9 protein-coding genes are annotated in these 13,812 nt (G+C 37.1%); 3 read left to right on the top strand and 6 right to left on the bottom strand.

Annotated features, from left to right (window positions below; all coding sequences use genetic code 11):
- Positions 1-64: 64 nt before the first annotated feature.
- Positions 65-622, bottom strand: a complete 558-nt coding sequence (locus DK861_RS13755; protein ID WP_109400487.1) for a type 1 fimbrial protein — start codon at positions 620-622, stop codon at positions 65-67.
- A gap of 341 nt (positions 623-963) precedes the next feature.
- Entirely contained in the window at positions 964-1,143 is a 180-nt protein-coding gene (locus DK861_RS13750; RefSeq protein WP_109400486.1) for a hypothetical protein, read from the bottom strand.
- 125 nt (positions 1,144-1,268) lie between these two features.
- On the opposite strand from DK861_RS13750, the gene hrpA reads away from it, so the two are divergent.
- Positions 1,269-5,165, top strand: coding sequence for an ATP-dependent RNA helicase HrpA (gene hrpA / locus DK861_RS13745; RefSeq protein ID WP_109400485.1), 3,897 nt, complete (start codon positions 1,269-1,271; stop codon positions 5,163-5,165).
- 250 nt (positions 5,166-5,415) lie between these two features.
- Here hrpA and DK861_RS13740 read toward each other — a convergent pair whose 3' ends face one another.
- Together DK861_RS13740 and ydgH are read right to left on the bottom strand one after the other, a co-directional pair.
- The gene (locus DK861_RS13740; RefSeq protein ID WP_109400484.1) at positions 5,416-6,810 is read right to left on the bottom strand and encodes a basic amino acid/polyamine antiporter; all 1,395 of its coding nucleotides are present in this window, start codon (positions 6,808-6,810) and stop codon (positions 5,416-5,418) included.
- A gap of 263 nt (positions 6,811-7,073) precedes the next feature.
- Complete coding sequence (ydgH, locus tag DK861_RS13735; RefSeq protein ID WP_006536660.1) at positions 7,074-8,027, bottom strand: DUF1471 family protein YdgH; 954 nt, start codon at positions 8,025-8,027, stop codon at positions 7,074-7,076.
- 386 nt (positions 8,028-8,413) lie between these two features.
- On the opposite strand from ydgH, the gene pntA reads away from it, so the two are divergent.
- The gene (gene pntA / locus DK861_RS13730) at positions 8,414-9,943 is read left to right on the top strand and encodes a Re/Si-specific NAD(P)(+) transhydrogenase subunit alpha (RefSeq protein WP_109400483.1); all 1,530 of its coding nucleotides are present in this window, start codon (positions 8,414-8,416) and stop codon (positions 9,941-9,943) included.
- An 11-nt stretch (positions 9,944-9,954) separates the two neighbouring features.
- Positions 9,955-11,343, top strand: coding sequence for a Re/Si-specific NAD(P)(+) transhydrogenase subunit beta (gene pntB, locus DK861_RS13725; protein WP_072063984.1), 1,389 nt, complete (start codon positions 9,955-9,957; stop codon positions 11,341-11,343).
- 78 nt (positions 11,344-11,421) lie between these two features.
- On the opposite strand, the gene uspE is transcribed toward pntB, so the two are convergent.
- Both uspE and DK861_RS13715 read right to left on the bottom strand, forming a co-directional pair.
- Entirely contained in the window at positions 11,422-12,372 is a 951-nt protein-coding gene (gene uspE, locus DK861_RS13720) for a universal stress protein UspE (protein ID WP_072063983.1), read from the bottom strand.
- Between the two features lie 141 nt (positions 12,373-12,513).
- On the bottom strand, positions 12,514-13,272 hold the full coding sequence (locus tag DK861_RS13715) for an FNR family transcription factor (protein WP_036936742.1): 759 nt from the start codon (positions 13,270-13,272) through the stop codon (positions 12,514-12,516).
- Positions 13,273-13,812: the final 540 nt, after the last annotated feature.

The following is a 13,812-nucleotide window of genomic DNA, read 5'->3' as shown; positions in this document are numbered from 1 at the left end:
GTATTTCCCCGGCTTTTTATTTAGTTAATAATTAAAGCAGAATTATATTTAATTTTGGCCTTTTTTAGTGGATATCATCAGTGACATAAGCATCAAGAGATAAGCTAGCATTGAAAGCACCTGCGGTAATAGCATCATCCACCGATTCTGGTTTATCATATTTTAATGAAAATACTAAGCTACCATTATCACCGACAACATCCGAAGTAAATGTACGTTGTTCATTATTACCATTAAGTGGAATGGTTTCACCTTCAACATTTAATAATGCTACTCGAGCATTGGTATCATTTACTTTCTCACCACTATTCACTAAATGAGTACTGGCTTGTCTTGCAATAACTACTTTAACTTTTTTAGGTATATCTATATTAGAACAGCCAGTAAAATTTACATTAAACTGTTTCTCAGGAGTATTTTCAAAAGAATTAATGTAAGCATTCTGTAATTGAATTGCAGCAATAGGTTCAACGGTACAAGTTAGGTTATCTTGAAGGACTCTGCCGCTGATAGTTATATTTTGACTACCAAGGGTAATCTCTTGTGCAATAGCTTGTGTTGATAAAGAAAGAGTAGACAGAATTAACAGTGAAAATAATGATTTTTTCATTTTAAAGTCCATTTAAATATTAAAATTAGTTACAAGTTTGCTCATAATTAAGAGCGAGATAATAATATTTATTTACGTAAAATTTGGCAAGTTATATGTAATTATAATTAATATTGTTTTATTAAATAATTAGCAAAGAATACTTTCTATGATAGGTGACTTAGATTTAAATTTCGAAGTATAGGTAAGGCGTGAAGGATTTATCTGTTGAGGATTTTTTTAAAAAAAAGTAGAGGTGTTTTTTTTATAATTGTATTTATAAATAAATAGCACCTTGATCAAGAATACTAATAAATATAGCTTTATTTTATCATTATTTCTTTATTAATAATTAAGCGAATTTATTTTTCTTCTTAATTATGTGACGGTTGTGCATATTTTTCGCCGATAACAGCACCTTCGATTAAAATAAATTGTACATTATTAATATCAATAAATAATAAAAACAGTGTTAGGAAAGGAACAATCAGATCAGAAGGTTGTTCTTTATAAAAACTGCCATGGTTGGTTAATCGTTCAAATATGCTATTCAAATTTATTGATTATATACATTTATGTAATAAGAAAATTCATCAACCCTTTATGTGCAAATTGGCTGTTGTGATATCATAACTACAATATTATTTGGTTAAATAAACCTCAAAAAGGATAGCAAAAGGTGGCATTATCATCTGCGGTGCTCTACAAAGAAATAGAGCAACTTTCGTTGCGGGATCAGCAACGATTAAAAAAACGTCTACGTGGCGTCGCTAAAATTAATAATGAAGAGTCTAAACAAGCGGTATTAAGTGCAATTAAAGACAATATTACCACAGCACAACAGATGATAATTCACCGTCGTGCTAATTGTCCTGAAATTACTTATCCAGAAAATCTTCCTGTTAGCCAAAAGAAAGGCGCTATTTATAATGCAATAAGAGATAACCAAGTCGTTATTATTGCAGGGGAAACCGGCTCAGGTAAAACAACACAAATCCCTAAAATTTGTCTTGAGTTAGGACGGGGGATCAAGGGTTTTATTGGACATACTCAGCCTCGTCGTTTAGCTGCACGTTCAGTGGCTGAACGTATCGCTCATGAATTAAAAAGCACGCTAGGAGGAGCTGTCGGTTATAAGGTTCGTTTTAGTGATCATGTCGGTGATAATACCCTCGTTAAGCTTATGACAGATGGTATTTTATTAGCTGAATTGCAACAAGATAAACTATTACTACAATATGACACTATCATTATTGATGAAGCCCATGAGCGTAGTTTAAATATTGACTTTATTCTTGGCTATTTAAAACAGCTATTACCTAAACGTCCTGATTTAAAAGTCATTATTACGTCAGCAACCATTGATCCTGAGCGCTTTTCTAAACACTTTAGTCAAGCTCCAATTATTGAAGTTTCTGGTAGAACTTATCCTGTTGAAGTGAGATATCGCCCAATTGGTGGAGATGAACTGGATAGCGATAAGGATATGACAGATGGGATTATCGATGCTATTGATGAATTAAGCAGAGAAAGTGCGGGTGATATTCTTATTTTTATGAGTGGTGAGCGAGAAATTCGCGATACTGCTGATGCTCTGAATAAACTACAACTTCGTCATACTGAAGTATTGCCTTTATTCGCTCGTTTATCTAATAGTGAACAAAATCGAATTTTTCATCCTCATAGTGGTAGGCGTATTATTTTAGCAACTAATGTTGCTGAAACTTCATTAACTGTACCGGGTATTAAATACGTTATTGATACCGGTTTTGCACGTATTAGTCGTTATAGTTATCGTACTAAAGTACAACGACTGCCAATAGAGCCTATTTCACAAGCGTCAGCAAATCAAAGAAAAGGGCGTTGTGGACGTGTTTCTGATGGTATTTGTATTCGCCTTTATTCAGAAGATGATTTTATTTCTCGTTCTGAATTTACTGATCCTGAAATATTAAGAACCAACCTTGCATCTGTTATTTTGCAAATGACGTCGATAGGGTTAGGTGATATTAGTGCTTTTCCATTTGTACAGCCACCTGATAAACGTAATATTCAAGATGGTGTTCGTTTATTAGAAGAGCTAGGTGCATTACAAGAGGGAACAGATAATAAAGGTGCTTATCGTTTAACCCCTATGGGAAAACAACTTGCACAACTTCCTATTGATCCTCGTTTAGCAAGAATGGTACTTGAAGCGCGTAAATATGGTGCTGTTAAAGAATTGATGGTCATTACTTCCGCACTTTCAATTCAAGATCCTCGTGAAAGACCGATGGATAAACAACAAGCTTCTGATGAGAAACATCGGCGATTCCAGAATAAAGATTCTGATTTCTTGTCTTTTTTAAACATGTGGGATTATTTAAAAACTCAACAAAAAGAATTGAGTCATTCTCAGTTTAGAAAACTGTGTCGCCAAGAGTTTTTAAATTTTATGCGTGTTCGAGAGTGGCAAGATGTTTATACGCAATTACGACAAGTTGTGAAAGAATTAGGTTTTCCTGTCAATAGTGAGCCAGCTGATTTTAGAAGTGTTCATGTTGCACTCCTAAGCGGTTTATTGTCGCATATTGGACAAAAAGATGCGGATAAACAAGAGTTCACGGGTGCAAGAAATGCTCGTTTTTCTATTTATCCAGGCTCAGGTCTATTCAAAAAACCACCTAAATGGACAATGGTGGCGGAGCTCGTTGAAACATCTCGTTTATGGGGGAGAATTGCAGCTCGGATTGAACCTGAGTGGATTGAACCTATTGCTGAACATTTGGTGAAACATCAGTATAGCGAACCTCATTGGTCAAAAGCGCAAGGCGCTGTAATGGCAAATGAAAAAGTGACCTTGTATGGTTTACCAATTGTTGCTTCTCGACCTATCAATTACAGCCAAATTGATCCGCTCTTATGTCGTGAGCTTTTTATCCGACATGCGTTAGTGGAGGGAGATTGGCAGACTCGTCATGCATTTTTCCGTGACAATTTAAAATTACGAACAGAAGTTGAAGAATTAGAGCATAAATCTCGTCGTCGAGATATTCTTGTTGATGATGAAACAATGTTTACTTTCTACGATCAACGAATACCTCAGGATGTTGTTTCGTCTCGACATTTTGATAAATGGTGGAAAGAGGCTCAAAGAGCATCACCTGATCTGCTTAACTTTGAAAAAAGTATGCTTATTAAAGATGATGCTAAACGTGTTAGCGCATTAGATTATCCAAATTATTGGCATCAAGATAATCTAAAATTACGTTTAACCTATCAATTTGAGCCGGGTACTGCGGCTGATGGTGTCACTGTTCATATACCATTACCTATTTTAAATCAGGTAAAAGACGAAGGCTTTGATTGGCAAATTCCAGGTATTCGTCATGAATTGATTGTGGCCTTAATTAAGTCATTACCAAAACCTATCCGTCGTAATTTTGTACCGGCACCTAACTATGCTTCTGCTTTTTTAGAGCGAGTACCCCAAGTTGAAGGCAATTTACTCGATAGACTTGAAAAAGAATTACGTCGTATGACGGGAGTGTCGGTTGATAGAGAGAGTTGGCAACTTGACCAAGTTGCTGATCACTTAAAAATGACATTCCGTGTTGTTGGTGATAAAAATAAAACGCTGGCAGAAAGTAAAGATCTCAATAAATTAAAAGAGAATTTAAAGGAAAAAGTGCAAGAAACATTATCAGCAGTAGCTGATGATGGTATTGAACAACATGGTTTACATATTTGGAGTTTTGGTGATTTACCTCAGCGTTATGAGCAGAAACGAGGTGGCTATTCAGTGAAGGCTTATCCGGCACTGGTTGATGAAAAAAACAGTGTAAGCATTAAGCTTTTTGAAACAGAATCTGAACAACAATTTTCGATGTGGGAAGGGGTAAGGCGATTACTATTATTAAATATTCCATCACCGATAAAATATCTACATGAGAAATTACCGAATAAAGCAAAACTTGGTCTTTACTTTAACCCTTATGGCAAAGTATTAGAGCTAATTGATGATTGTATTGCTTGTGGCGTTGATAAATTAATGGCGTCTTATGGTGGTTTAATTTGGCAAGAAGATGAATATCAAAAACTGCAAGAATATGTCAGATCTGAATTAAATGATGCAGTGGTTGAAATAGCAAAACAAGTTGAAGCGATTTTAACTCAAGTGTTTGCTATCAATAAACGTTTAAAAGGGCGGGTGGATATTAGCGTTGCTTTTGCATTATCTGATATTAAAGCTCAACTTGGTCAATTAGTTTTTCCTGGTTTTGTTACCTCGCATGGATGGAAACGTCTGGCGGATATTCCTCGTTATTTGAGTGCAATTGAAAAACGAATGGAAAAATTGGCCATTGATCCTAACCGTGATCGCGCTCAAATGAGTCGAGTTGAAAATGTTATTCAACAATGGCAACAGTGGTTAGGTAAGTTATCAGAGAAACAAAAACAGCAAGAAGAAGTGCAAAATATTCGTTGGATGATAGAGGAACTTAGAGTAAGTCTGTTTGCTCAGCAGATAGGTACACCATATCCAATATCAGATAAACGTATATTGCAGGCAATGGAACAAATGAGTTTTAACTAATTTAATAGTGAGATGTTTTTAGGCCCACGGGAACTTTATACTTCCTGTGGGTTTTTTATTATCTAGCTAATTAATAATTACCTACGAATTAGTTACAACATACTATGTATTCCATACTTTTTAAGTACCTAACCAACTGTATTAAAAATAACAGCTTAGCAGAAAAAATTTGATTTAGGTGGGATCTTGGGAAGTAAAGAATGATAAGAGTAGGAGAGGTACTGTTTCTCTAGTACCTCTCAGATTGTTTTTAGTAAATAATTAAGTAACCTAATGCAGGAATAGCGCCAAATAAGACAAGAGCTAACAGGATCTTTTCACTCAATAATAGCGGATTTTTGTCTTTATATTGTTTTCGTGTGTATAGAAATATCAGAATACCTGGTGCATACAAAACGACAGAGAGCAATAAATTAATAACACCTGATGCATAAAGTAGCCATAAACCATATAAACTTGCAGGTATAGCTATTAATAATAAAGCACGACTGCTGCGTGCGATTGCGACTTTAAATAAAAATGCACCGACAAGAAAGTAAGGGACAAGGATCATCTCTGATGCAATAGTCAGTAATGTATTGTAGTTACTTCCTGTCAACCAAATTAAAACTAAAGAGAATTGGACAGCACAATTGGTAAACCATAATGAAGATGAAGGAGCATCATTTTTATTCTGTTTTCCTAATTGTTTAGGGAATGAGTGATGCAAAGCAGCAATATACGGCACTTCTGCCGCCATGATAGTCCAGCTTAAATAAGCACCACATACAGAGAGAATAAGACCTGCTGCGATAATTATCTCGCCTATGCTACCAATAAGCTGAACCAGTAACGGCGCCATTGATGGGTTTTTCATCGTTGCTAATTCTGCTTGGCTAACTAAACCTTGCGATAATAAAGTGACAAGAATATAGATAATTAATGCGATAACAACGGCAAGTACTGTTGCTAAGCCAACATCACGACGATTTTTGGCTCTTGCGGAGACTACGACTGCACCTTCAATACCAATAAATACCCACAGTGTAATCAGCATGGTATTTTTGACTTGGTCCCAAACGGGGACTCCCATATTTACACCTTTAAAATCAAGAGTAAATATATCCATATTGAAAGCCAATAGAGCAACAATAATAAATAATCCTAAAGGAAGGAGTTTTGCCATTGTCGCCATTAAATTAATGCTGGCTGCAGTTTGAACACCACGTAAAACAAGAAAATGGACAACCCAAAGTAAAATTGATTCTCCAATTAATGCCTGCCATGTATTCCCATCACCAAAAATAACGTTCTCTGGTGTATCTGTAAAAAAACTAACGGCAGCAAAGACAATAACAAGATAAGAAACATTAGCGACAACTGCACAGACCCAATAACCCCATGCAGAACAAAAACCAATAAACTCACCAAATCCTTCTTTAGCGTAAGTGAAAATACCACCATCAAGATCAGGTCTAAGGCGAGAGAGAAGCAATAAAGACGTGGCAAGAAAGAGGATCCCAACACCCGTTATTACCCAGCCAATAATCAATGCAGCAGGGCTAGCAACTTCAGCCATATTTTGAGGCAAACTGAATACACCTGCACCAACCATTGAGCTTAATACTAACGCGGTGAGTGATATTAAGCCAAGTTTCTTATTCAAGGATAATTACCTACGTGATTAAAATTGTAAATAAATAGCGTATTTTCTTGTTTTTCGGTCAATAAATAGAATAAATATGAATATCTCAAATTTAAATAAAGATAAAAACACTAAAAAACAGCGAGATTTTACGGAGAGTTAACTTGGTTGTCTATGCATTAAATCATAAAAATTATGCACTTTTACAAAATGTAGTTTGTTTGATTATATTTTGAGTAAAAAAAACCTTGCATAAGCAAGGTTTTTTTAATTAGGGCATTTTATTACTTAAATAGGTCAGCAGTAATAGTGACTGTACCACCATCACTTTGCCATTCATTTGTAATATGGTAATACTTGGCACCTTTTGCGGCAGCACGTTTAGCAACCTGATAAGAAATTTCTGGTGAGTTTACAAAGTATCCGCTAAAGGTAATGGTATCAAAAGGATCCATTAACGCAGCGGCTGCTTTATTGACTTCTTGGATTTCAGTGCCATCAGGTAATGTTACAGTGTAACGACCACTTGCACCCGAAGTTTGTGTCTCAGCAAATGTACCTACGCTTCTATCAAAATCAGTGTTTGATGCAAGACCTGGCTTCTCAACTTTATTGGCAGCAGCTCCGCCTTCTGCAATAAGAGCGCGACCAGCATCAGAATCATAGGGAACAACCGCTTCTGGTGCTTGAATAGCGCGTTTAGGTGCATCTTTTTTGTAGATATAAGCGGTAACTTCTTGGTTGCCACCATCATTTGTCGATACATTACGTACAATAAAGAATGATGCAGCACCTTTTTTAGCAGCCGCTTTTGCAATTGCATCGTTAATATCAGGTGTTGTTGGGAAATAACCACGGATAGAAACAGTATCAAAGGGTTGTAACAGAATTGCTTCAGGTTTTGGTAATTCAGTTACGCCATGAAAAACACGATAGCTTTCTTCTTCTGCTTTTGGTGCATCTTTATGGTATAGATCAGCAGTAACACTCATGTTGCCACTATCACTGATATCATCTAGACCTTGAATATAGAAACCATCAGCACCGACTTTATCCGCACGACGAGAGACCGCGTCAGCGGCTTCATAAATAGCGTTAAAACGACCGATAACTGTAATTCTCTCAAATGGTTTTAGTTCTGCAGCTTGTTCGGGTGTTAATTCCTGAGCAGCCTGCGCAACAGTGATATTAGTTAAAGACAACATCGCTGCTGCGATGACTGAGGTTTTCAGCTTCATACAAAATCCTTCCGCCTTGCGCAATTAATATTGGTCATGTGCTGAACGTAGTGGTTTATCACATAGAGATTAATTATTACATGTAATAATAGCATTTGTCGCATTATTTTATTTAGTGAATCACCAAAGAGTCAAATGACCAGTATATGTTACCAGATATTTACCTGAATATAGTGAATAATTCATAAATATGCCTTTTCGACTAAAATGATCCAATTAAGTTCAATTTTAGCTTTACACAGATATAGATTATTGGTTTTATTTTCAGTAGGTTATTAGAGCTCCGATTAATGGCATGCATATTATTATTTTTAACATTTTTTTTGCATGAATGTGAAGTTAATGGAGAAATTTTAACAGATCTCTATGGATAAGAAGGGAAAATTATGCGAATTGGTATACCCAAAGAGCGACTTTCTAATGAAACAAGGGTTGCGGCAACACCTGCCACAGTAACTCAACTCATAAAATTAGGATTTACAGTCGCAATTGAAAATGGTGCTGGTATTGCTTCAAGTTTTGAAGATAACGCTTATCAGGAAGCTGGCGCTGAGATCCTCGACCTTCAAAATGTTTGGCAATCAGACATTATTTTAAAGGTAAATGCACCACTGGATAATGAAATTGAGTTACTACAAGATGGCGCGACATTGGTGAGCTTTATTTGGCCAGCTCAAAATGCGACATTGCTTGAAAAGTTGGCTAAAAAGAATATTAACGTTATGGCAATGGATAGTGTGCCACGTATTTCTCGTGCACAATCTCTCGATGCGTTAAGTTCTATGGCAAACATTGCAGGTTACCGTGCTGTTGTAGAAGCTGCACATGAATTCGGAAGATTCTTTACCGGACAAATTACTGCTGCTGGTAAAGTACCACCAGCTAAAGTGATGGTCATTGGTGCGGGTGTTGCTGGTCTTGCTGCTATCGGTGCCGCAGGTAGTCTTGGTGCTATTGTTCGTGCTTTTGATACTCGCCCTGAAGTTAAAGAGCAAGTTCAAAGTATGGGTGCTGAATTCCTTGAACTTGATTTTAAAGAAGAAGCGGGCAGTGGTGATGGTTATGCTAAAGTAATGTCAAAAGCATTTATTGATGCTGAAATGGCATTATTTGCAGAACAAGCAAAAGATGTTGATATCATCATTACAACCGCATTAATTCCAGGAAAACCCGCCCCTCGTTTAATTACGAAAGAGATGGTTGATTCAATGAAGCCGGGAAGTGTTGTCGTCGACCTTGCGGCTCAAAATGGTGGTAACTGTGAATATACCGTTCCTAATAAAATCTTTACGACAGAACACGGCGTAAAAATCATTGGTTACACTGACTTAGCCGCTCGTTTGCCTGCACAGTCATCTCAACTCTATGGCACTAACTTAGTTAACCTATTGAAATTATTGTGTAAAGAAAAAGACGGCAATATCAATATTGACTTTGATGATGTTGTTATTAGAGGAGTGACTGTTATTCGTGCTGGTGAAGTAACATGGCCAGCGCCACCTATTCAAGTTTCTGCACAACCTAAAGCCACTCCTGCTACAAAACCACAAGAGAAACCCGTTGCTAAACCTGTTTCATCTTGGAAAAAATACAGTTTATTAGCGGTAGCCTTCTTATTATTTGCATGGCTTGCAAATGTTGCACCGAAAGAGTTTTTATCTCACTTTACTGTATTCGCACTTTCTTGTGTTGTAGGGTATTACGTTGTTTGGAATGTAAGTCATTCATTGCATACGCCATTAATGTCAGTGACAAACGCAATCTCAGGCATTATCGTTGTTGGGGCTTTGCTCCAAATTGGTAGTGGTGGCTGGGTCAGCCTATTTTCGTTTATTGCGATATTGATTGCGAGTATTAATATTTTTGGTGGATTTACTGTTACTCAACGTATGTTGAAAATGTTCCGTAAAGGATAAGGGAGACAATTATGTCCAGCGGCGTTGTTACAGCGGCATATATTGTCGCCGCGATATTATTTATTTTCAGCCTTGCCGGCTTATCAAAACATGAAACCTCTAAACAAGGTAACTATTTTGGTATCGCAGGGATGGCAATTGCATTGTTCGCAACCATTTTCGGTCCTTATGCTGGTAATGTGGGTTGGATCATTATTGCAATGGTAATCGGTGCCGTTATTGGTATTCGTTTAGCTAAAAAAGTCGAAATGACTCAAATGCCAGAATTGGTCGCAATCTTACATAGCTTTGTAGGTTTAGCGGCGGTTTTAGTGGGTTTTAACAGTTATCTTGACCACAATACGGCAATGGATCCTGTCATGGTGAATATTCACCTAACAGAAGTTTTTTTAGGGATCTTCATTGGTGCGGTTACATTTACTGGTTCAATTGTCGCTTATGGTAAATTAAGCGGGAAAATGTCATCTAAACCGATGATGTTACCTAATCGTCATAAATTAAACCTTGCAGCTTTGGTTGTTTCTTTTTTATTGATGGTTTGGTTTGTTAAAACTGACAGTATTGGTTTACAAGTTTTCTTAATCATTGTCATGACCGTAATTGCCTTGGCTTTTGGTTGGCATTTAGTTGCATCGATTGGTGGTGCAGATATGCCAGTGGTTGTCTCGATGCTGAACTCTTATTCAGGATGGGCAGCAGCGGCAGCAGGCTTTATGTTGAGCAATGACTTGTTAATTGTAACAGGTGCATTAGTGGGTTCTTCAGGTGCTATCCTTTCTTATATTATGTGTAAGGCGATGAATCGTTCTTTTATTAGCGTAATAGCAGGCGGATTTGGTACTGATGGCTCAGCTTCAACAGAAGAAGGTGAAATGGGGGAGTACCGCGAAACAACCGCTGAAGAAGTGGCTGATATGTTGAAAAACTCAACCTCGGTTATTATTACACCAGGTTATGGAATGGCGGTTGCTCAAGCACAATACCCTGTGCATGATATTACGGAAAAATTACGTCAACGTGGTGTGAAAGTGCGTTTTGGTATTCACCCAGTAGCAGGGCGTTTACCGGGCCATATGAATGTGTTGTTAGCAGAAGCTAAAGTGCCTTATGATGTTGTATTAGAAATGGATGAAATCAATGATGATTTCTCCGACACTGATACGGTTTTGGTTATTGGCGCTAATGATACAGTAAACCCAGCAGCACAAGATGATCCAAATAGCCCAATTGCAGGCATGCCAGTATTAGAAGTGTGGAAAGCGCAGAATGTTATTGTGTTTAAACGCTCAATGAATACAGGTTATGCAGGTGTTCAAAATCCACTATTCTTTAAAGAGAATACACAAATGTTGTTTGGCGATGCTAAAGCCAGCGTGGATGCAATTTTAAAAGCGCTGTAGCTGTAATAGATACAGATAGCGAATAGCAAAAAGCCAGTCAAAATTTGACTGGCTTTTTTAGTATACAGAGTAATAAGTTTAATCGTGATCACTATCAACAGTAATAGGGCAGGTAAAACCATCAGGTTTAATGGCCAATAAATCACATTTGATATGGTCTATCAGTTGTTCTGCGGTATTCCCTAAGAAAGCCGCTGAAAGACCCGTTCTTCCTAAAATACCTAAAACAACAATACCCGCATTTAACTCTTCACAAACTTGAGGAATAACTTGTTCTGGTAATCCTTCTTTAACATGTGTCTTTTCTTCAGGGATGCCGAATTTCTGACGAAGTTCTTTCATCGCAATAAGATGCTGACCACGAAGTGCATTGTTATAAAGATTAGGATCAAAATCAGGTAACTCAATCGCTATATTGATAGGTGCAACAGGGTAAGCGCTGAGTAGATGAACATCAGGATCTTTTTGTATGCGATGAGACAAATCAGTTGTCAATTCAATCAGTTTTAAGTTAAGTGCATCATGATACGATTCTTCATTTGATAAATTGGCTGCCACGACAATTGTGCCATATTCAGGCCACTCTTTATCTTTGACCATCCAAACAGGGCAAGGGCATTTTCTAAGCAGTTGCCAGTCAAGGGGGGTAAAAATAAGCGAACCTAATTTGTCATGTTGGTGAGCCATTTTAATTAGCAAGTCATGTTGATGTGCAACGACTTCTTCAATAATTGCCTCATAAGGGCGATTATGCCAAATGACTTTTATATCAATCTCTATGCCAGCTTCAAGGTAATAGCGTGCTTGTTGTTTGATCCAAGCTGCCTTTTGGCTGATAACACCTTTACGCATTGCATTACGTTCATCGGGAGATAAAAGGGTTGTCATGTCATAAGAGAGATCATAAACAGGTAGAAAAGCTTTTATCCGCCCACCATTACGCTGAACGATATAGACAGCACGGCGAAGTGCTGGTTGGTCATCTTGGTTAGGATCAATGACAACGAGAAGGTTTTGATATTTTTCCATTGTAATATCCTCTTTAGGGCTGGATTTATCCATCTACAATTTAAAGATAACCCAAGAAGATAAAATGCAATAGCACAAAATAGAAAACGGGGCACAAATTTGTGTGCCCCGTTATAAAATTAGCGAGTGAAATGTAACAGATTAAACTTCAGCTGACGAAGGAAGTTTACCAGCTAGTTCACTTAATAACGTACTATCTTCAATAGTAATGTATTTGCCTTTAACGCTTAACATGCCACTTTTCTGGAAGCGACCCAGTAAGCGACTAATCGTTTCTACGGTTAAACCTAAGTAATTACCGATATCACCACGAGTCATGGTTAAGCGGAATTCACGAGGCGAAAAACCACGCTGTGCGAAACGACGAGAGAGGTTATAAATAAAAGCAGCCAGACGTTCTTCTGCATTCTTTTTCGATAACAGTAAGATCATCTCTTGGTCGCCTTTGATTTCACCACTCATTAGGCGCATCATTTGTTGACGTAAGTTAGGCATTTTGCCTGACAGGTCATCCAACGTTTCGAAAGGAATTTCACAAACCATAGAGGTTTCTAAAGCTTGTGCGAAACTTGGGTGTTCAGTATTAATAATGGCGTCAAAACCAACCAAATCACCAGCAAGATGAAATCCTGTTATTTGCTCGTCGCCTTCTTCCGTAATGGTATAACTTTTAATTGTACCGGAACGTATGGCATAAAGTGATTTCAGCTCATCACCTGCTTTAAACAAGGTTTGACCTTTTTGGATGGGCTTTTTACGCTCGATAATATTATCGAGTTGATCAAGCTCATGCTCGTTTAAAGTAAACGGGATGCAGAGCTGGCTAATACTGCAATCTTGACAATGGATTGCACAACCGCCAGATTGGATTCGGCGAACGACGCGTTTTTCTGGGATCATAAGCTTGCTCATTACAAATAAAAATATTGATATGCGTCAATTTTAACACATATTGAAGTAATTAGTAAGGGAAATAACGGTACGTGTGGAAATAATTCCGAATGTAACAAAACATGTATCTTGATAAAAACAATGTTTTGCTTAAAGGTTTATTTAGAACAATTTGCGCTAACCCTATACTCAATTGGTATATTATTCGATTTTCTGACGAAGTCATAGTGCTATTACTAAATTATCCGTGTCAAAAGCCAAAAATGAAGGGGTGCTTCAATATTTTCTATCTTTATATTGACATTTTATTTACGGCTTTATCTTATCTTTGTATTTTTTATGTATAACTCGTTATTTTTATAACAAAAAATTAGGAAAAGCTAGCTTAATGTATTTTTGATGCAACTTAATGCTACCTTGAGTTAGCTTTTCCTTATAAAAGATGGGGAAACTGCAAAGAAGTGCGGAAAATTGAAACATTCTATTACCTCTTTAGTGGTATTGATGTGCATCAATGATGGTTTACCACTATACCCTATCATTTTTACT

It is taken from the genome of Proteus sp. TJ1640, assembly GCF_003144445.1.
Classification (GTDB): Bacteria; Pseudomonadota; Gammaproteobacteria; order Enterobacterales; family Enterobacteriaceae; genus Proteus; species Proteus penneri.
The sequence above is the reverse complement of the archived record's forward strand: the minus strand, read 5'-3'. Positions and strand labels throughout refer to the sequence as shown.